The sequence below is a fragment of the Aminobacter sp. HY435 genome (assembly GCF_027568395.1).
GTDB lineage: Bacteria > Pseudomonadota > Alphaproteobacteria > Rhizobiales > Rhizobiaceae > Aminobacter.
Genome location: NZ_JANKZL010000006.1, coordinates 82,893 through 100,574 on the forward strand (window position 1 = coordinate 82,893; position 17,682 = coordinate 100,574).

Consider the following 17,682-nt stretch of genomic DNA (forward strand, 5'->3'; position numbering starts at 1 on the left):
GTTCCCCGGCCATGCAATCCGCCGGCGCCGACGCCTGCACATTCACGATGATGCTGTCGTCCGTGCTGCAGCTCACCTCGAGGATCAGCTTGCGCCTGTCAGCCGACCGGTTTGCCTTCGTCATTGCGGCGCAAGGCTGGAAAGCCGCGTGACGCGCCCGAGGGCGAGAGCACCGGCACGAAGACGCGGCGCGAGGCGCGCTGGGCCACCGGCACCCCCTGATAGACGCGCTTTTGCGCCTCGACCACGATGACGCCGGAAAAGATCGGCCAGAACCGCCGTCCGAAGCGCTCGAACAAATGGTCGAAACGCATCATCCATTTCCGCCGCGATGGCGGGAAATGCAGCGCATCCGACCATGACGAGACGGTGAAGTTGGCCTCGCGCAACAGCTCGTTGAGCTGGCCGGAGGAGAACGGCCGCCCGGTGCCGAAGGGCGTGTGCTCGAAACGCGCCCACACGCCGCGCCGGTTTGGCACCACGATCACCACCCGGCCCGCCGGCGACAACACGCGCCAGATTTCCTTTAGCGTCTCGCGCGGGCTTTCGGCATGCTCAAGCGCATGAACCAGCAGCATCCGGTCGATGGACGAATCGAGCAGCGGCAATTCCTCGTCGAACACGAGGGCCGTCGACGACGGCCCGTTGCCTGGCCACACGACGGCCCCTTGCGTCGCCGGCATGAAAGCGAAGACGCGCTCGGCGTCAGCGCCGAAGCGGTCGAGCCAGGGCAAGGTGTAGCCGAGACCGACCAGCCGTTCGTTGGGCAGGTTGTCCCAGACAGCCGACAGCGCCATGGCGATCGAGTGCTCGGCCAGCCGGCCCAGCGGCGTCGAATAGAAGGATCGAAGGTCAACAATGTCGGAGTTCATTTCGGGACGGTAGCCGCGCGCGACGACGACTTCAACGACCACGCGCCGCCTGGCGGCATTTGAGGTGACATGAACAGCGCCTCGCCCTATCGTCCCAGCGGAACGGAGACTTTGCGATGGCTGTCGAGACCAAGCTTTTCATGTGCCGCACCGACAATTTCGGCGCCCTTCTGCACGATCGGGCCACCGGCGAAACGGCAATCATCGACGCTCCCGAGGAAGGCCCTATCGTCGAGGCCATAGAACGCAGCGGCTGGACCCCGTCCATGATCCTGACCACCCATCATCATGGCGACCATATCGAAGCCAATCTGGCCCTGAAGAGCCGCTACAAGCTACGCATCGTCGGCCCCGAGGCCGAGCGAGACAGAATCCCCGGCATCGACGACACGGTCGAGGAAGGTTCGGTGATCCCGTTCGGCAACGAAACCATCGAGGTCATCGAGACACCCGGCCACACCGCCGGCCATGTCTGCTACCACCTGCCGGAATCGAAGTTGGCCTTCACCGCCGACACCCTGTTTGCGCTTGGCTGCGGCCGACTGTTCGAGCGGCCGGCGCCTGTCATGTTCGAATCGCTGAAGAAGCTCGCTGCCTTGCCCGGCGAAACGGTCGTCTACTGTGGCCACGAATACACGCTGTCCAATGCCCGCTTCGCCCTGACAGTCGATCCTGACAACGCGGCCCTGCGCGCCCGCACCGACAGGATCGAAAAGCTGCGCGCCGACAATAAGCCGACACTGCCCACAACCATCGGCGAGGAGCTTGCAACCAATCCGTTCCTGCGCTGGGCCGATCCGGCGATCCGCAAGCATCTCGGCATGGAGAATGCGTCAGACGTCGAAGTCTTCACCGAAATCCGCAAGCGCAAGGACAATTTCTGAGACATGATAGCGGCTGAAATCATCGCGATGCTCGGCATGCATCGTCACCCGGAGGGCGGCTGGTATGCTGAAACCTTTCGCGACAATGCTGCTGCTGGACCCTACGGCGCCCGCGGCAACCAGACCGCGATCTACTTCCTGCTCGAGCATGGCGACGTCTCGGCGTGGCACCGCGTGAAGGACGCAGCGGAGGTCTGGCTTTTCCATGCCGGCGCGCCGATTGAGCTGCGGCTGCATGAACCGGCGCGCGGCACCAATTCGCAAGTGCTGGGCATCGACCTGGCCGCCGGCGAGCAACCGCAAATCGTGGTTCCCGCCGGTTGGTGGCAGACAGCGCGCAGCCTGGGGGACTGGACGCTGGTAAGCTGCACGGTTTCGCCCGGCTTCGATTTCGCACAGTTCGAGCTGGCCGAACCAGGCTGGGAACCGCCGGGAAACTAGAGCAATTCCAGGAAAAGTGTGACGCGGTTTTCCGTTCGGAATTGCGTCAAAACAAGGAGATAGAGCGTTTTCGCGATTCGAAGAAAAGCGAAAATGCTCTAAGCGTTGGCGCTATTGCCGGCAGGGGCACCACGCTCGCCGAAAATCAGCGACTTGGCCGCCAGCACCGCGCCACCTGTGATGAGCACGCAAGCGGCGAGGATGCGCAGGCTCGGCTCGGCGAAGCCCGCGGCGATCAGCACCAGTGTCGACAGCAGCGGCGCCGCATAGCTCGCCGCTCCCAGAACCTGGATGTTGCCGCGCTTTACCCCGATATCCCAGGCATAGAACGCAGCACCCACCGGCATCAGGCCGAGGCCGAGCACGGCGAGCCACTGGCCGGCATTGGCCGGCAGGACCGTCTCCTCAAGCGCCAGATGACAAATGAGGGACAGCACCGACGTCGCCAGGCAGAACCAGGTGACGATGGTCGTTGGAACCGACGGAAAGCGGCGCGACAAAAGCGAGTAGCCCGACCACAGGAAGGCGCAGGCAAACGCCATCGCGTAGCCGAAGCTGTATCGCGCGTCGAAGGCCAGCCCGCCGCCCTTGGTGACGATCAGGAAGGTGCCGGCGAGGCCCAGCAGCGCGCCGGCGATGTGGTTCCAGCGCAGGCGCTCGCCAGGCATCAGCGCCGAGCCCAGCACGATGAACAGCGGCCAGAGATAGGCGATCAGGCTGGCCTCGACTGCCGGCGCGTTGCGTAGCGCCGTAAAGTAGAAGAAGTGATAGCCGAACAGGCCTGCGATGCCGATGACCCAGACCTGTGCCGGGATCTTTGCCGGCTTGTCGGACTTGGCCATGAACAAGCGCGCGACGAGACCGACGCAGGTGCCTATGGCGAAGGTGATCGCCGACAGCAGGAACGGCGGCACAGCGCCCGATGCATCGGTGAGCAGTGCCAGCAGAGCCCACATGGCAACAGCCGAAAACCCGATCAAAGTCGCGCGCCCCACTCACCCCTCCCGGTCTAATCGGTCGCCCCAAATCGCCTGGCCCTGACAGTGATCGTGCCGATCTCCGTGCTTACGGTGGCGTGGATAGGCGCATATACCCCGGTTTCGCCGACGGGCGCAAACGTCACCATGATGCGGCTTCGGTCGCGCAGGAAAGTCAGCGCCTTCTTGTCGGAGCGGTAGCCGGAAACCGGCTGAAAGCCCATGCGGCAGGTTACCGTCTGGCCCATGAACCCCTTGATTGACATCTCCCGCCTGGAAACCTCGGTCAGCTTCAGATCGGCGCGCAGTTCACCGTCATACATCTTCACCGTGCGGCCGCAGACCTTGTCGAGACTGGGCGCGCGGATGATGGTGGCGGCGATCGGATCGGCGACGCCACGCAGATCGTCAGGCCCCAGCGGAATCCATGTCTCCCCGCGCTTGCGCGGCGGCGGCGCCACCTGCGTCCGGGTGACGCGACCACCGGAGAACCTGATGTCGACAAGCGAGGCCTTCTTCCCGGAGACATAATCGGTGCGGAACGCGTCGGGTCGCGTACCGCCCTCGCCGAAGCTGCCGCGCGAAGAGATGGCGCCATGTGTGTCGTCGAAGAAGGCGGCAAGTCCAGCACTGGAGACCTTGCCGGTGACTGCATATGAGTCGCCCTCATAGGTACTGTCGAAATTCGCCCTGGCGATGGGAATGCCAAGGAAGGAAAGCGAATATTCAGCGCTGAAATTCTTTCCGGCGGCCGTTGCCTGAACTGGCAGGACGGCAAGAGCAAGAGCCAGAAAATAGGGCACTGGATGCAGCATTCGTGTGAATACCCCATGTCAGCCGCCCAATTTGCGGCTGTTCGCGTCCCTTGCGCTCGGTTATAGAATTGAATTCGGCCATTCTGTGGAGCTGGGGACAACGCCCTCAAACCACTGAGGCGCTTGACGCCCTGGCGAAATACAACTATGGAACGCCAACTTTTTCCATGAGGCCGCCTGACTGAGACCGCGCGCCGTTTTCGGTGCGTCACAGCCGCTTGGTCCGCTAGAACTGAAGGTAAGTAACATGTCCCGCGCTTGCGAACTCACCGGCAAAGCCGTCATGACCGGCAACAATGTGAGCCACGCCAACAACAAGACCCGTCGTCGGTTCCTGCCGAACCTGGTCAACGTCACGCTGATCTCCGAAGTGCTGAACCAGAACGTGCGCCTGCGCATTTCTGCAAACGCACTGCGCTCGGTGGAGCACCGCGGTGGTCTCGACGCGTTCCTGGCCAAGGCCGACGCTGAAGAACTGTCGCAGCGCGCTCGTCTGCTCAAGAAGCAGATCGCCAAGAAGAGCGCCGAACAGGCAGCTGCTTAATCAGCGATTTATGGGCGGGGGACGACCGCCTGGAGCCTCTTGAAGTCGCAAGGCTGAAGAGGCTCCGACCAAATGCCCGGGCTTGACCCGCAATGCTGGTTCCATAACCCAGGATAAAAAAATGAACTCCGGTTCACGATACCTGCCTTTTGTGGCAGCAATGGCGATTGTCGTCGTTGCGTCCAATATCCTTGTCCAGTTCCCCATGCAGGGGCAAATCGGATCTCTGGCGCTTGCCGATATCCTGACCTGGGGCGCCTTCACCTATCCCTTCTCCTTCCTGGTCACCGACCTCGCCAATCGCCGCTACGGGCCGAAGCTGGCGCGGCGGATCGTCTTCGTCGGCTTCATGACCGCGGTGGTCTGCTCGATCGTCATTCCGCCGGTCCTGTTCCGCTACGGCCTCATTCCGTTCGACACTGCGGCGGATCGCCTGGCCCGAATCGCGGTGGCCTCCGGCGCCGCCTTCCTGACCGCGCAACTGCTCGACGTCACCGTGTTCAACTGGCTGCGCCGGCAGAGCTGGTGGCGCGCCCCGATCTTCGGCACGCTGGTCGGCTCGGTGTTCGACACGGCGATCTTCTTCGGCGTTGCCTTCGCCGCGGCCTTCGCCTTTCTCGGCCCCGAAGACGCCTTCGCGATCGAACCGGCGCCGCTGTTCGGCATCATCGCCACCGAAGCCCCGCGCTGGGTTTCCTGGGCGCTGGGCGACCTGATCTTGAAGCTGCTGATCGCCGTCTTTGCGCTTATCCCCTACCGGCTGATCGCCGCGCGCTGGTCTCAGCCGGCCATGGCCGCGAACTAGCCTCGCCTAGCGTTCTATCCGCGTCGACAGGATGATCGACGACAAGGTGCGCTCGACACCATCGAGCGCACCTATCCTGTCGATCAGCGCATCGAGATCGCGCACCGATGGCGCTTCCACCACCACGATCATGTCGAAGTTGCCGCTGACCGAATGCAGCGTGCGAACCTCCGGAATTCGCTTCAGCACCGCCTCGACAGCAGCCGACACCTTGGGCAGCGCAGTGACCAGGATATGCGCCCTGACCAGGTTCTTCTCGTAGTCAGGCGACAGCCTGACGCTGTAGCCCGAGATCACCCCGCGCTGTTCCAGCCGTTCTATGCGGCTCTGCACGGTCGTCCGGGACACGCCGAGCTTGCGTGCCAGCTCGGCGGTGGAGGCGCGCGCGTTCTCGCGTAGCAAGGCAAGCAGGGCCCGGTCCGGGTCAGTCGTCATTTCGTCGATACCATTCGTCGTTTCGCTCAAAACATATCGGCTTTTCGGCAATATCGATACTGCCTTTCGACGAGGCGTGGCCATAGAATCCGCGCGAAATTCCAGTCGAAGGGGACATGACCATGAAACAGATCGTTGTCGTAGGCGCAGGCAAGATCGGCTCGACCATCGCCGACATGCTTTCCGAAACGGGCGACTACAAGGTAACCGTGGTCGATCGCTCGCAGGCGGCCCTCGATTCGCTCGAAACCGGCAACGCCGTCGAAACGCTTAAGGTCGAGATATCGGAAGCCGGCGCGCTCGACGCCGTGCTGGCCGGCAAGTTCGCCGTGCTTTCGGCAGCGCCATTCCACCTGACCACGAAAATCGCCCAGGCTGCCGCCAAGGCCGGCGTGCACTATCTCGACCTGACCGAGGATGTCGCCTCGACCCGCATCGTCAGGGAGCTGGCGGCAACCGCCAACAGCACTTTCATCCCGCAGTGCGGCCTTGCTCCTGGCTTCATCTCGATCGTCGCCAACGATCTCGCCAAGCGCTTCGATTCGCTGGAGAGCGTGCGCATGCGCGTCGGCGCCCTGCCCCAGTATCCGTCGAATGCGCTCAACTACAACCTGACCTGGAGCACCGACGGCGTCATCAACGAGTATTGCGAGCCCTGCGAGGCCATCGTCGAAGGCGAACTGATCGAAGTGCCGCCGCTTGAGGAGCGCGAGGAATTCTCGCTCGACGGCATCACCTACGAGGCGTTCAACACGTCGGGTGGCCTCGGCACGCTGTGCGAGACCTACAAGGGCCAGGTGCGCACGCTCAACTACCGCACCATCCGTTATCCCGGCCACGCCGCGATCATGAAGGCGCTGCTCAACGACCTCGGCCTTCGCCACCGCCGCGAAGTGCTGAAGGACATCATGGAGAACTCACTGCCGGCGACCATGCAGGACGTGGTGGTGATCTTCGTCACGGTCAGCGGCCGCAAGGGCGGACGCCTGCTCCAGGAAAGCTACGCCAACAAGATCTACAGCCGCAGCATGGGCAAGCTCGTGCGCAGCGCCATCCAGATCACCACGGCCTCCGGCATCTGCGCGGTGCTCGACATGCTGGCCTCCGGCGCCTTGCCGCAGAAGGGCTTCGTTCGCCAGGAAGACATCGCGCTCGACGCCTTCCTCGCCAACCGCTTCGGCCGCAACTACGCACAGGCAGGCGCCGCCCACCTGGCCGCCTGATCGACATCCACTCAAGGGCAAACGCCCTTGAAGTCACAAGCTCGGGCAGCGAGGGGTTGGGGGACCCCTCGCTTTTTTCGTTGGTGCGAACCGGGACGAAAGACTTCGCTGCCTCCCCGCCGAGCCGGAAGAGTATTCGCCCACCGCATCAGACCGGCATCATCGGTCCGAAGAAGCCGATGATGCGTTCGATACGCGCATTGTCAGGCGCAAGCACTACGAAATCGACCCCTTCGGGCAGCGGCGTTCCATCGGCCTCGACGACGCGCCAGCCGAAGCGCGCCATGCCATGGTGAAGGTCGACTTCAGTTGTCCGCGCGATGCTCGCCCCGGGGCGGCTCGCCCGTATCCTTGCGATATGCGCCAACAGTTCGTCGCTGCCGTGCGTGTCGGCGCGGGGATCGGTGTATCTCGCGCCGTCGGCCCAGACAGCATCGAGCAACGACTTGCGCCGGACGGGATCGGGTTCGTTCCAGACCGCGCAATAGCGGTCGATCAGGTCGGTGACATCGGACGACATGTGCCGGCTCCCGCATCGCGATGCCCCGACCATAGCTGAAAATCGCCGGTCAATCGTCGTGCAGGATGAATTCCAGGTAGAGATTGCGCTGCAGGATCGAATGGTTGTCGTCGGAGATCAGCGACACCATCAGCGCGCCGTCGCCGCGCCACCACACGTCCATGCCTTCCATGTTGTCGATCTGGTAGCCCATGTTGGCTTCCAGCAAGACAGGCCCGTCAGCGACTTGCCCCTTGGCAATGCTATCGGATGCGATGCGGCGCAGCCGCATCTTCACGCCGGAAGCCATCGAGAAGCTGCGCTCGAGCAGCAACAGATCGCCGTCGGGCAAGAAAGCGCCATCAGTGATGTCGAACTCGCCGTCGCGCTTGACGGTGAAGATGCCCTTTTGCGGCCCTTCGAGCATCGCGGCGAAGATGTTGCCGGCCGGATCGAGGCTTTTTTCGGATACGACAACGAGGCTGCGCTTCATCGGCGAATAGGCGACCGTCTCGAAGCCGCGGTTCTGGCGCAGTTCGTTGCGCGGCACCAGGAAATCGAGGTCGCGGAACGCCGCCTTCATGCCCTGCGGTTCGATGCGGAACTGGGCGACACGATGCGCGCGCTCGAAGCCGACGGTGGCGACGCCGTCCTTGACGGCGAGGCCTTCCGCGTCGGCCAGCCATTTCTTTTCGATGGTGTTGCCCGAGGCGTCGACCATCTGCTCCATGCGGAAATTCTCGATTCCGACCGGCTTCAGCGCCACATCGCGGACGACCGTGCCGAAAAACCAGAATCCGGTGTCGGCAACTCCGATGAAGTCGCCGCCTGGCTTGAGGAACCGGAACGCCGACAACGCACCGAGATTGCGCGACGACGACGTGAGTTCGAGCCCGCCGACGAATTCCAGCGGACCGAACATTTTTTCATCGAGGCCAATCTGGAATTTCGAGATCGGCCGCGCCGAAATCGCGATGCTCTCGACCGCCGGGCTTTCGGCGATGGATGACGCCGTCAGCGACGCCGACAGTGCCAGAGCTGCCATCGCAGCGACCGCCAGTTGCCGCAATCGGGCCAACGACAAGATCATCCGGCGCGCCGGAAGCCGCCGCGGCGGGTGTCGCGCGTGCTCTCTTCGCCGAACAGCGAGGCAAGCTGCTCGGTCATCGCACCGGCCAGTTCCTCGGCGTCGACGATGGTGACGGCGCGGCGATAGTAGCGCGTCACGTCATGGCCGATGCCGATCGCCAGAAGCTCGACCGGCGAGCGCGTCTCGATCAGGTCGATGACGGCGCGCAGGTGGCGCTCGAGATAGTTGCCCGGGTTCACCGACAGCGTCGAATCGTCGACCGGCGCACCGTCCGAGATCATCATCAGGATCTTGCGCTGCTCGGGTCGCGCGATCAGGCGCTGGTGCGCCCAAAGCAGCGCTTCGCCGTCGATGTTTTCCTTGAGCAGGCCTTCGCGCATCATCAGGCCGAGGTTGCGGCGCGAGCGCCGCCACGGCGCGTCGGCGCTCTTGTAGATGATGTGCCTGAGGTCGTTGAGGCGGCCGGGATTCGCCGGCTTGCCGTCCTTCAGCCACTTCTCGCGCGCCTGCCCGCCCTTCCACGCGCGCGTGGTGAAGCCGAGGATCTCGACCGAAACGCCGCAGCGCTCCAGCGTGCGCGCCAGGATGTCGGCGCAGGTGGCTGCAACCGTGATCGGACGGCCGCGCATCGAGCCCGAATTGTCGAGCACCAGCGTGACGACAGTGTCGCGGAACTTGGTGTCGCGCTCCTGCTTGAACGACAATGGCTGCATCGGGTCGATGACGACGCGCACGAGGCGCGCCGGGTCGAGGTAACCCTCTTCCAGGTCGAAGTCCCAGGACCGGTTCTGCTGTGCCATCAGGCGGCGCTGCAGGCGGTTTGCAAGGCGTCCGACCACGCCCTGCAGGTTGGCAAGCTGCTTGTCGAGAAAGGCGCGCAGACGGTCGAGCTCGTCTTCGTCGCACAGCTCCTCGGCACCCACGGTCTCGTCGAAGGCGGTCGTGAAGACCTTGTAGTCGATTTCCTTGGGCAGGTTGGCGAATGGATTGTCCTGCCGACGTGCCTCGCCTGGCGTCTCCGAATCGACATCGTCGTCATCGGACATGTCGTCGGAGGTGGCGTCGGACGCTTCCATTTCGCCCGAGGGCTCTTCCTCGGCGGAGGATTCGGCCTCATCGGACCGCGACTGGTCGGCACCGGAATCGTCCTCGCCGCCGTCTTCGCTCTGCTCCTCGCCTTCCGGCTGATCGTCGTCCTGGTCCTCGTTTTCCTCGGTTTCCTGGTCGTCGCCCAGTTCCTCGGCCATTTCGAGCGAGGCCAGCATCTCACGCACGACGCGGGCGAAGGCCTGCTGGTCGCCAAGATTGCCGGCCAGATGGTCGAGGTCGGCGCCGGCCTTGTCTTCGACCCACTTGCGCCAGAGCTCGACCATGCGCTGGCCGCTCCTGGGCACGGGGCGGCCGGTCAGCTTTTCGCGCACGATCAGCGCCAGCGCTTCCTCGAGCGGCGCTTCGGACTGCTCGGTCACTTCGGCGAGATTGGCCTTGGTGTACTTGTCCTCGAGCATCGACGAGATGTTTTCGGCGACGCCCGCCATGGCGCGGCTGCCGATCGATTCGACACGGGCTTGCTCGACGGCGTCGTAGACGGCGCGCGCCTGCTTGCCCTCGGGCGCGAGGCGGGCGTGGATGCGGCTGTCATGGCAGGCGCGCTTGAGCGCCATCGAATCGCCAAGGCCGCGCGTCACCGCGATGTCGTTGGCAGTGGCCTTCTTCGGCAGTTCCGGCAGCCGGGCGCGGTTGCCGGAAAGTGCGGGACGCTCCTTGGCGAAGGCGATCTCGAACTCGTTGTCGCCCGAGATGGCGCGCATGCACACCGTTACGGCGCGCTTGAAGCCGTCGGCTTCCGAGCCCGTCTTGGATTTGTTGCGCGTGTTGTCGCCCGGGCCTGCCATCTGAGCCCGTTCTTATCCCAGCACGACGTTGGCCGCGGATTCCGGCAAATCCTCGCCGAAGGCGCGCTGATAGAACTCGGCCACGACCGAGCGCTCCAGCTCGTCGCACTTGTTCAGGAAGGTCAGGCGGAAGGCCATGCCGACATCGTTGAATATCTCGGCGTTCTCGGCCCAGGTGATGACCGTGCGCGGGCTCATGACCGTCGACAGGTCGCCGTTGATGAAGGCCGAGCGCGTCATGTCGGCGACACGGACCATCTTGTTGACGATCTCCTTGCCCTTGGCGTCGCGGTAGTGCTTGGCCTTGGCAATGACGATCGCCACTTCGTTGTCGTGCGGCAGGTAGTTCAGCGTGGTCACGATCGACCAGCGGTCCATCTGCGCCTGGTTGATCTGCTGGGTGCCGTGATAGAGGCCGGTGGTGTCGCCGAGGCCGACCGTGTTGGCGGTGGCAAACAGGCGGAAGGCCGGGTGCGGACGAATGACCCGGCTCTGGTCGAGCAGGGTCAGGCGGCCCGAGGCCTCAAGCACGCGCTGGATCACGAACATCACGTCGGGACGGCCGGCATCGTATTCGTCGAAGCACAGCGCGACATTGTGCTGGTAGGCCCAGGGCAGGATGCCGTCGCGGAACTCGGTGACCTGCATGCCTTCCTTGACGACGATGGCGTCCTTGCCGACGAGGTCGATACGGCTGACATGGCTGTCGAGGTTGACGCGGACCATCGGCCAGTTGAGGCGGGCCGCGACCTGCTCGATGTGGGTCGACTTGCCGGTGCCGTGATAGCCCGAAACCATGACGCGGCGGTTGTAGGCGAAGCCGGCGAGGATGGCCATCGTGGTGGCCTTGTCGAACAGGTAGTCCGGATCGACGTCGGGCACGTGTTCGCTTGCCGCCGAATAGGCCGGCACAACCATCTTCGAATCGAAACCGAAGGTGTCTTTCACCGACACCGTGGTGTCTGGCAGGTTGGTGATGTCGCGATCGACCTTGTTCATAGCGTCTCCACGCGCGAAGCCTCAGCTACGCCGGCAATCGAAAATTCTTCGGGGGCGGTCTTAAAGCCTTTTCCGGTCAGAGGAAAGTTGGAAAAAGGCCGCGCCCGCGGCTGGCTCAACACAATCCCGCCTGCTTGAGCACGCGATAGGCCTGGAGCACATCCCGGAAACGGTCTTCGGAACCCCGGTCGCCTCCATTGGCGTCGGGATGATGGCGTTTGACCAGTTCCTTGTAGCGCGCCTTGATGTCGGCGCCCGTGGCTTTGGTGTCGAGGCCGAGCGTCTCCAGCGCCTTGGCTTCCAGCGGCTTTGCCTTGCGCTGGCGCGGCGCACCCTGGGTGCCGAACATACCGTGCGGGTCGCGCATGCGATTGGTGTAGCCGGCGCGGCCGGAGCGCTGCTGGGCGAAATCGGGCGCCGAGCGTGCCGAAGCGTTGGAGCCGATGGTCCAGGTCGGCCGGTGCCCGGTCAGCGCCTCCTTCTGGAAACGCGCGATATCGCCGTCGGCGAGGCCGGAGAAATAATTGAAGCCCTTGTTGTACTCGCGGACATGATCGAAGCAGAATTTGAAATACTGCCCCTCCGCCATGCGGCCGACCGGCGCGCGATGCGTACCGGGCTCCTTGCAGCCGTCCCACTGGCAGGTCGGCGCGCGCGACTTCAATTCGGCTTCCGGGTCCGGGCGCACGCGAATCTTGTCGAATAATTTCGAGTTCGGCTTCATGTGATGTTATTTACCGCCTCTTGCTGCGGCGAAACAAGAATTGACATTTCCAGGATGATCGCCCTAACGCCTGATTTGCGGCCCAATTAAGCTGACGGCAGCGATTGGTGGCGACGAAGACACATGTGGTGAAAGGCAGACCCGATGTCCATACAGGCGACGATCGAAACGAAGCTGAACCAGGCATTTTCGCCGGAACGCCTTGTCGTGCTCAACGAAAGCCACCTTCACGCCGGCCATCACCACGTCGACGGCGGCCACGAGGCAGTCTTCGACGGCTCTGGCGAGACGCACTTCCGTATCCGCATCGTGGCTCCGGCTTTTGCCGGGATGAGCCGCATCGACCGCCACCGCGCGGTCAACGAAGCGCTCTCGGCCGAGCTCAAGGCAGGGCTGCACGCGCTGGCCATCGAGCCTGCCGCGCCCGGCGAAGCGACGCGCTGGTAGCCACCAGGTCATCTTCGCGCCGTGCGGATGCTCAACGATTCGCGGAGCGAGTGCTGAGTATCATCTGCCGGCGATGACCATCGTCAGCGCTGTGTCGGCTGCGGCTCCACCACAGCCGGCCTGATTCTGATCCGCGCCAGGCGGTTCTTGTCGCGCTTCATGACGATGAAGCGCTTGCCGTGGAAGGTGAACGCCTGCTTTTCCTCGGGAATCGACTGGGTCTCGTGAATCACCAGCCCGGCAATCGTCGTCGCCTCGTCGTCGGGCAGGTGCCAGTCGAGCGCCCGGTTGAGATCGCGGATCGGCACCGTGCCGTCGACGACCACCGAGCCATCGGCCTCCTGCTTGACGCCCTGGACGTCGATATCGTGCTCGTCGGCAATCTCGCCGACAATCTCCTCGATGATGTCTTCGAGGGTCACCAGGCCTTCGACCTCGCCATATTCGTCGACAACGACGGCGAAATGCTGCTTGCGCCGCAGGAAGGCGTTGAGCTGTTCCTGAAGCGTGGTCGTATCGGGCACGAACCACGGCTTGGACGCCACTTTCGGCACATCGACCTTTGAATAATCGCCCTCGACGTCATTCAGCGCGCGCAACAGATCCTTTGCGTGGACCACGCCGACGATGTTGTCGATGGAGCCGCGCCACAGCGGCATGCGCGTATAGGGGCTCTGCAGGATCTCGCGGACCAGCGCCTCGGATGCCATGTCAGCATTGACCGAACGCATATTGGTGCGGTGGACCATGACGTCGGAAACTTCAAGCTCATGCAGGTCGAGCAGGCCACCGACCTGGTCGCGGTCCTGCTTGACCACCTGGCCGTCGCGGTGAAGCTCGTCGACGGCCCCGCGCAACTCGTCGTGGCCGGAACGCTGCGGCGTCAGCGCAAACAACTCGTAGCCGAGCGCGGCCAGAATGCGGTCGCGGAATACCAGGAAGGCCAGGATCAGCCCCGCAAGAATGCCCGCGACGATCCAGCCAGCTTCGCTCATCCGCCGTGGTTTTCCTTGAGGAACGAGAGCACTTCCGAGGCCGGCACGTCCCTGGCGATGAGGGACTGGCCAATGCCGCGCGTCAGGATGAAGGTCAGCGCGCCGCGCGACACCTTCTTGTCCTGGGCGATATAGTCGAACAGCGCTTCCGCGTCGGGCAGGCTGCCGGGGATGTCCGCCATGCGCCAGGGCAGGCCAACATCGCGCAGGTGCGCCTCGACGCGTGCCGCATCGTCGGGGCTGGCCAGGTTGAGCCGGGCCGAGAAGCGATGCGCCAGGGCCATGCCGATGGCGACGCCTTCGCCGTGCACCAGGCGCTTGCTGTCATAGGCGGTCGCTGCTTCCAGAGCGTGTCCAAAGGTATGGCCGAGATTGAGCAGCGCCCGATCCCCGGTCTCGAATTCGTCGCGGGCGACCACTTCCGCCTTGGCGCGGCAGGACTGGGCGATCGCTTCGATGCGCGCCGAACCGCCGGAGAAGACCTCCCGCCAGTTCTTCTCCAGCCAGGCGAAGAAGTCAGGACGGTCGATCAGGCCGTACTTGGCGACCTCGGCATAACCGGCGCGGAATTCGCGCAGCGGCAGCGTGTCCAGCGCCGACGTGTCGGCCAGCACCAGCTTGGGCTGGTGGAAGACACCGATAAGGTTCTTGCCGCGCGGGCTGTTGATCCCGGTCTTGCCGCCGACCGAAGAATCGACCTGCGCCAAAAGCGAGGTCGGCATCTGCACGAAATTCATGCCTCGCCGCACGATGCCAGCGGCAAATCCGGTGAGGTCGCCGATGACCCCGCCACCGAGGGCTACGACCGCATCGCCCCGCTCGAGCCGGGCAGCGATGATGTCATCAACGACGGCCTGCAGATGCTCGAAGCTTTTCGTCTTTTCGCCGGCCGGCAGGGTGACCACCGCTGGCGCCGCCCCGGCGGCGGTGAGGCTTTCGACCAGCGGCTGGAGATGCGCGGCAGCGACGTTTTCGTCGGTGACGATGGCGGTGCGCGCCTTGGGCAGGCGCTGCTTGATGAGCTCGCCGCCCCGCGCGATCAGGCCCGGACCGATCAGAATGTCGTAGGCACGGTCGCCAAGCCCGACTTCGACAGTGACGACATCGCTTTCGCTCATTCGTGATCCTCCGAGACGTGTATGCTGCAGGGCCTGCACGGCGAGCCGAGGTGCTCGCAAAGCGCTTCTATGACCTCGCTGGCGATCGCTTCCTTACGGTCGTCGCGCGTCGGCACAGTGATGTCGGCCAGCGCATAGACCGGGTAGCGTTCGTCCATCAGCCTGGCCAGCACCGCCCGCGGATCGGCATTCTGCAACAGCGGCCGGTTCTGCTTCTTGGAGACGCGCTCCATCAGCAGGTCGAGCTCGGCCTTGAGCCAGACCGACACGCCGTGACTGCCGATCGCCGCGCGGGTCTGCGCGTTCATGAAGGCGCCGCCGCCTGTCGACAGCACCTGCGGGCCGTTTTCCAGAACCCGTCCGATGACGCGCTGTTCCAGCGCACGGAATTCCGTTTCGCCGTAGCGTTCGAACAGTTCCGGTATCGTCATCCGCGACACCGCCTCGATCTCGTGATCGCTGTCGATGAAGCCCAGCCCCAGCGCCTGCGCGACCTTGCGGCCGATCGCTGTCTTGCCCGCCCCCATCAGGCCGACAAAGACGACCGAACGCGAGCCAAGCCGCTCGAGCAACGCGGCGACCGAGGCTTCAGGCGATTGATTTTGGGCGTCGGGTGTCATGGCTTCCCTTTCGTCGGCGTATCGACATGAAAAGCCCGGTTGCGTCAAGCGCATCGCCCCCTTGTGCCCTTGAAATGGCGCAAACGGCGTCCCATAAGGGCACACGACTCAACGACACCGCGATCCAGGGCAGACGGGCGAACACATCGATGCCGACGCTATTCCGGTTCCTTGTCACGCTCGCGGTCCTGGCGGGCATCGCCTACGGCGCCATGTTTGCGCTGGTGATGTTCGTGGAGCCGAAGAAGGCCGAAATCACCGTCCGCATTCCGCCTGAAAAACTCGCGCCGAAAAAATGAACAGCGGCGCGCGCATCGAAGCGTTCCTTGAAATGATGAGCGCCGAGCGCGGCGCCGCCGACAACACCCTGTCAAGCTACCGCCGCGACCTCGAAGACGCTTCCGAACATCTCGGCGGCCGGTTGGCCACCGCCGATGCCGAGGGCATCCGCAGCTATCTCGACGACATCGCCGGCCGTGGCTTCGCCGCGACCTCGCAGGCGCGCAAGCTGTCGGCCATCAGGCAGTTCTTCCGCTTCCTCTATGCCGAGGGTTTGCGCGGCGACGATCCGACGGGAACGCTCGACAGCCCGAAAAAAGACCGGCCGCTGCCCAAGACGATGAGTGAAGCCGAGACCGGCCGGCTGCTCGACCGTGCTGCGGTCGAGGCGGCGGCTCCCGACAGCGGGGACATCCTTTCCGCTGCAAGGATGCATGCGCTTGTCGAGGTGCTCTACGCCACCGGCCTGCGCGTGTCCGAACTGGTCAGCCTGCCGCTGACCGTGGCAATGCGCGACGAACGCTTCTTTGTGGTCCGCGGCAAGGGCGACAAGGACCGCATGGTGCCGCTGTCAACCAAGGCCAGGGATGCCATGCGCCGCTGGCTTGCGGAACGCAACCGCAACCCGAAACTGGCGGAGAGCCCGTATCTGTTTCCCGCAGCATCAGAAAGCGGACATCTGCCACGCCAGGTCTTTGCCCGCGACCTCAAGGGCCTCGCCGCTCGCGCCGGCATTGCCACGGCGAAAATATCGCCGCACGTACTGCGCCATGCCTTCGCCAGCCACCTGCTTCAAAACGGCGCTGACCTGCGGGCCGTACAGCAATTGCTTGGCCATTCCGACATTTCGACCACCCAAATCTACACCCATGTGCTCGAAGAACGGCTGCTCAAACTGGTCAACGAGCATCACCCGCTTGCCGATTAAGGCCCATATCGCTATGTGAGTGCCTCATTCCATTGGCGCGGCACCGCTTTTGTCGGTCTCCCGGCGCCTCAAATTTTCAGCGTGGTAGTCCGCTCGCCAATGTACAATTACCTCGATTTCGAAAAGCCCGTCGCCGACCTCGAAGGCAAGATCCTCGAGCTCAAGAAGCTCGCCGAGAATGGCGAGGCGGTCGATGTCGGCGATGAGATCCAGCGGCTGGAAAAGCGTTCGCGCGATGCCCTGCGCGACGCCTACAAGGCGCTGACACCCTGGCAGAAAGTCCAGGTGGCGCGCCACCCCGATCGTCCGCATTGCCTCGACTACATCAACGGCCTGTTCAGCGATTTCACGCTTCTGGCTGGCGACCGCAACTTCGGCGAAGACAATGCCATGGTCAGCGGCTTCGCACGATTCCGCGGCGAACCGGTGCTGGTGCTTGGCCAGGAAAAGGGCTCCGACACCAAGAGCCGCCTCAAGCACAATTTCGGCTCGGTCCGTCCCGAAGGCTACCGCAAGGCGGTTCGCCTGATGGAGATGGCCGACCGCTTCCAGATTCCGGTCGTGATGCTGGTCGATACCGCCGGCGCATATCCCGGCGTCGGCGCCGAAGAGCGCGGCCAGGCCGAAGCAATCGCTCGCTCCACCTCTGCATGCCTCGGCCTCAAGGTGCCGTCGATCGCAGTCGTGATCGGCGAGGGCGGCTCGGGCGGCGCTATCGCCATTGCCACTGCCAACCGCGTGTTCATGCTCGAGCATGCGATCTATTCGGTGATTTCGCCTGAAGGCGCGGCGTCGATCCTTTGGCGCGACACGACGCGCTCTAAGGACGCCGCGACCAACATGAAGATCACTGCGCAGGACCTTCTCAACCTCAAGATCATCGACCAGATCATCGACGAGCCGCTCGGCGGCGCGCATCGCAACGCCGAGGCGGTGATTTCGGCGACCGGCGACCTGATCGCCAAGACATTCAAGGAATTCGCCGGTTCCGGCATCGATTTCCGCGAGCAGCGCCGCGAAAAGTATCTGGCCATCGGCCGCAGCCTCTGATTGTGCAAACTGCGGCCTGATCGGGCCGCAGCCCATTTTTCG

The 17,682-nt window shown here is 63.9% G+C and carries 21 protein-coding genes; 9 read left to right on the plus strand and 12 right to left on the minus strand.

Annotation, left to right across the window (positions count from 1 at the left end; all coding sequences use genetic code 11):
* Window positions 1-98: 98 nt before the first annotated feature.
* Window positions 99-872, minus strand: a complete 774-nt coding sequence (locus PCJ21_RS09750; RefSeq protein WP_269931511.1) for a class I SAM-dependent methyltransferase — start codon at window positions 870-872, stop codon at window positions 99-101.
* A gap of 116 nt (window positions 873-988) precedes the next feature.
* On the opposite strand from PCJ21_RS09750, the gene gloB reads away from it, so the two are divergent.
* Together gloB and PCJ21_RS09760 are read left to right on the plus strand one after the other, a co-directional pair.
* On the plus strand, window positions 989-1,756 hold the full coding sequence (gene gloB / locus PCJ21_RS09755; protein ID WP_269931203.1) for a hydroxyacylglutathione hydrolase: 768 nt from the start codon (window positions 989-991) through the stop codon (window positions 1,754-1,756).
* 27 nt (window positions 1,757-1,783) lie between these two features.
* Window positions 1,784-2,197, plus strand: coding sequence for a cupin domain-containing protein (locus tag PCJ21_RS09760; RefSeq protein ID WP_442865994.1), 414 nt, complete (start codon window positions 1,784-1,786; stop codon window positions 2,195-2,197).
* A 98-nt stretch (window positions 2,198-2,295) separates the two neighbouring features.
* Here the strand turns inward: PCJ21_RS09760 and yddG are convergent, their stop codons facing one another.
* Together yddG and PCJ21_RS09770 are read right to left on the minus strand one after the other, a co-directional pair.
* Window positions 2,296-3,192, minus strand: coding sequence for an aromatic amino acid exporter YddG (gene yddG / locus PCJ21_RS09765; protein WP_269931205.1), 897 nt, complete (start codon window positions 3,190-3,192; stop codon window positions 2,296-2,298).
* A 14-nt stretch (window positions 3,193-3,206) separates the two neighbouring features.
* On the minus strand, window positions 3,207-3,989 hold the full coding sequence (locus PCJ21_RS09770; RefSeq protein ID WP_269931206.1) for a DUF3108 domain-containing protein: 783 nt from the start codon (window positions 3,987-3,989) through the stop codon (window positions 3,207-3,209).
* Between the two features lie 247 nt (window positions 3,990-4,236).
* Here PCJ21_RS09770 and rpmB point away from each other — a divergent pair, with 247 nt between their 5' ends.
* Window positions 4,237-4,533, plus strand: a complete 297-nt coding sequence (gene rpmB / locus PCJ21_RS09775; protein WP_269931207.1) for a 50S ribosomal protein L28 — start codon at window positions 4,237-4,239, stop codon at window positions 4,531-4,533.
* A 121-nt stretch (window positions 4,534-4,654) separates the two neighbouring features.
* Window positions 4,655-5,338: a queuosine precursor transporter gene (locus tag PCJ21_RS09780; RefSeq protein WP_269931208.1), complete on the plus strand. Its 684-nt coding sequence runs from the start codon at window positions 4,655-4,657 to the stop codon at window positions 5,336-5,338.
* A 6-nt stretch (window positions 5,339-5,344) separates the two neighbouring features.
* Here PCJ21_RS09780 and PCJ21_RS09785 read toward each other — a convergent pair whose 3' ends face one another.
* Window positions 5,345-5,773 (minus strand): Lrp/AsnC family transcriptional regulator, encoded by a 429-nt coding sequence (locus PCJ21_RS09785; protein ID WP_269931209.1) that lies wholly within the window; start codon window positions 5,771-5,773, stop codon window positions 5,345-5,347.
* 122 nt (window positions 5,774-5,895) lie between these two features.
* On the opposite strand from PCJ21_RS09785, the gene PCJ21_RS09790 reads away from it, so the two are divergent.
* Window positions 5,896-6,996 carry a saccharopine dehydrogenase family protein gene (locus PCJ21_RS09790; RefSeq protein ID WP_269931210.1) on the plus strand — a complete coding sequence of 367 codons (1,101 nt, stop codon included), beginning with the start codon at window positions 5,896-5,898 and terminating at the stop codon, window positions 6,994-6,996.
* Between the two features lie 148 nt (window positions 6,997-7,144).
* Here PCJ21_RS09790 and PCJ21_RS09795 read toward each other — a convergent pair whose 3' ends face one another.
* The 5 genes from PCJ21_RS09795 to PCJ21_RS09815 form a co-directional block, all read right to left on the minus strand.
* A complete protein-coding gene (locus tag PCJ21_RS09795; RefSeq protein WP_269931211.1) occupies window positions 7,145-7,516 on the minus strand; it encodes a nuclear transport factor 2 family protein in 372 nt (123 codons plus the stop codon).
* A 49-nt stretch (window positions 7,517-7,565) separates the two neighbouring features.
* Window positions 7,566-8,585 (minus strand): esterase-like activity of phytase family protein, encoded by a 1,020-nt coding sequence (locus PCJ21_RS09800; protein WP_442865995.1) that lies wholly within the window; start codon window positions 8,583-8,585, stop codon window positions 7,566-7,568.
* Window positions 8,582-10,480: a cobaltochelatase subunit CobT gene (cobT, locus tag PCJ21_RS09805; RefSeq protein ID WP_269931213.1), complete on the minus strand. Its 1,899-nt coding sequence runs from the start codon at window positions 10,478-10,480 to the stop codon at window positions 8,582-8,584. The genes PCJ21_RS09800 and cobT overlap by 4 nt, the downstream gene beginning before the upstream one ends.
* Window positions 10,481-10,492: 12 nt before the next feature.
* Window positions 10,493-11,479: a cobaltochelatase subunit CobS gene (gene cobS, locus PCJ21_RS09810; RefSeq protein WP_269931214.1), complete on the minus strand. Its 987-nt coding sequence runs from the start codon at window positions 11,477-11,479 to the stop codon at window positions 10,493-10,495.
* A 115-nt stretch (window positions 11,480-11,594) separates the two neighbouring features.
* Entirely contained in the window at window positions 11,595-12,203 is a 609-nt protein-coding gene (locus PCJ21_RS09815) for a J domain-containing protein (RefSeq protein WP_269931215.1), read from the minus strand.
* A 144-nt stretch (window positions 12,204-12,347) separates the two neighbouring features.
* On the opposite strand from PCJ21_RS09815, the gene PCJ21_RS09820 reads away from it, so the two are divergent.
* The gene (locus PCJ21_RS09820; RefSeq protein ID WP_269931216.1) at window positions 12,348-12,650 is read left to right on the plus strand and encodes a BolA family protein; all 303 of its coding nucleotides are present in this window, start codon (window positions 12,348-12,350) and stop codon (window positions 12,648-12,650) included.
* Window positions 12,651-12,733: 83 nt separating this feature from the next.
* Here PCJ21_RS09820 and PCJ21_RS09825 read toward each other — a convergent pair whose 3' ends face one another.
* The 3 genes from PCJ21_RS09825 to PCJ21_RS09835 are packed head-to-tail and all read right to left on the minus strand — an operon-like array spanning window position 12,734 to window position 15,383.
* On the minus strand, window positions 12,734-13,645 hold the full coding sequence (locus tag PCJ21_RS09825; protein ID WP_269931217.1) for an HlyC/CorC family transporter: 912 nt from the start codon (window positions 13,643-13,645) through the stop codon (window positions 12,734-12,736).
* Window positions 13,642-14,763 (minus strand): 3-dehydroquinate synthase, encoded by a 1,122-nt coding sequence (gene aroB, locus PCJ21_RS09830; protein WP_269931218.1) that lies wholly within the window; start codon window positions 14,761-14,763, stop codon window positions 13,642-13,644. The genes PCJ21_RS09825 and aroB overlap by 4 nt, the downstream gene beginning before the upstream one ends.
* Entirely contained in the window at window positions 14,760-15,383 is a 624-nt protein-coding gene (locus PCJ21_RS09835) for a shikimate kinase (RefSeq protein WP_269931219.1), read from the minus strand. Before PCJ21_RS09835 ends, aroB begins: the two co-directional genes overlap by 4 nt.
* A gap of 149 nt (window positions 15,384-15,532) precedes the next feature.
* Between PCJ21_RS09835 and PCJ21_RS09840 the strand changes: the two genes are divergently transcribed.
* The 3 genes from PCJ21_RS09840 to PCJ21_RS09850 all read left to right on the plus strand — a co-directional run bounded on the left by PCJ21_RS09840 (window position 15,533) and on the right by PCJ21_RS09850 (window position 17,640).
* Entirely contained in the window at window positions 15,533-15,682 is a 150-nt protein-coding gene (locus PCJ21_RS09840) for a histidine kinase (protein ID WP_115730645.1), read from the plus strand.
* The gene (locus PCJ21_RS09845; RefSeq protein WP_269931220.1) at window positions 15,679-16,590 is read left to right on the plus strand and encodes a site-specific tyrosine recombinase XerD; all 912 of its coding nucleotides are present in this window, start codon (window positions 15,679-15,681) and stop codon (window positions 16,588-16,590) included. Before PCJ21_RS09840 ends, PCJ21_RS09845 begins: the two co-directional genes overlap by 4 nt.
* Before the next feature lie 99 nt (window positions 16,591-16,689).
* A complete protein-coding gene (locus PCJ21_RS09850; protein ID WP_269931221.1) occupies window positions 16,690-17,640 on the plus strand; it encodes an acetyl-CoA carboxylase carboxyltransferase subunit alpha in 951 nt (316 codons plus the stop codon).
* Window positions 17,641-17,682: the final 42 nt, after the last annotated feature.

Coding starts and splice junctions, on each gene's coding strand:
- PCJ21_RS09780 (WP_269931208.1), top strand. CDS start 4,655: ATGAACTCCGGTTCACGATACCTGCCTTTTGTGGCAGCAATGGCGATT.
- PCJ21_RS09790 (WP_269931210.1), top strand. CDS start 5,896: ATGAAACAGATCGTTGTCGTAGGCGCAGGCAAGATCGGCTCGACCATC.
- PCJ21_RS09850 (WP_269931221.1), top strand. CDS start 16,690: ATGTACAATTACCTCGATTTCGAAAAGCCCGTCGCCGACCTCGAAGGC.
- gloB (WP_269931203.1), top strand. CDS start 989: ATGGCTGTCGAGACCAAGCTTTTCATGTGCCGCACCGACAATTTCGGC.
- PCJ21_RS09795 (WP_269931211.1), bottom strand. CDS start 7,516: ATGTCGTCCGATGTCACCGACCTGATCGACCGCTATTGCGCGGTCTGG.
- PCJ21_RS09750 (WP_269931511.1), bottom strand. CDS start 872: ATGAACTCCGACATTGTTGACCTTCGATCCTTCTATTCGACGCCGCTG.
- PCJ21_RS09760 (WP_442865994.1), top strand. CDS start 1,784: ATGCTCGGCATGCATCGTCACCCGGAGGGCGGCTGGTATGCTGAAACC.
- PCJ21_RS09785 (WP_269931209.1), bottom strand. CDS start 5,773: ATGACGACTGACCCGGACCGGGCCCTGCTTGCCTTGCTACGCGAGAAC.
- aroB (WP_269931218.1), bottom strand. CDS start 14,763: ATGAGCGAAAGCGATGTCGTCACTGTCGAAGTCGGGCTTGGCGACCGT.
- PCJ21_RS09825 (WP_269931217.1), bottom strand. CDS start 13,645: ATGAGCGAAGCTGGCTGGATCGTCGCGGGCATTCTTGCGGGGCTGATC.
- PCJ21_RS09800 (WP_442865995.1), bottom strand. CDS start 8,585: ATGATCTTGTCGTTGGCCCGATTGCGGCAACTGGCGGTCGCTGCGATG.
- rpmB (WP_269931207.1), top strand. CDS start 4,237: ATGTCCCGCGCTTGCGAACTCACCGGCAAAGCCGTCATGACCGGCAAC.
- PCJ21_RS09820 (WP_269931216.1), top strand. CDS start 12,348: ATGTCCATACAGGCGACGATCGAAACGAAGCTGAACCAGGCATTTTCG.
- PCJ21_RS09835 (WP_269931219.1), bottom strand. CDS start 15,383: ATGACACCCGACGCCCAAAATCAATCGCCTGAAGCCTCGGTCGCCGCG.
- cobT (WP_269931213.1), bottom strand. CDS start 10,480: ATGGCAGGCCCGGGCGACAACACGCGCAACAAATCCAAGACGGGCTCG.
- PCJ21_RS09845 (WP_269931220.1), top strand. CDS start 15,679: ATGAACAGCGGCGCGCGCATCGAAGCGTTCCTTGAAATGATGAGCGCC.
- PCJ21_RS09770 (WP_269931206.1), bottom strand. CDS start 3,989: ATGCTGCATCCAGTGCCCTATTTTCTGGCTCTTGCTCTTGCCGTCCTG.
- PCJ21_RS09815 (WP_269931215.1), bottom strand. CDS start 12,203: ATGAAGCCGAACTCGAAATTATTCGACAAGATTCGCGTGCGCCCGGAC.
- PCJ21_RS09840 (WP_115730645.1), top strand. CDS start 15,533: ATGCCGACGCTATTCCGGTTCCTTGTCACGCTCGCGGTCCTGGCGGGC.
- cobS (WP_269931214.1), bottom strand. CDS start 11,479: ATGAACAAGGTCGATCGCGACATCACCAACCTGCCAGACACCACGGTG.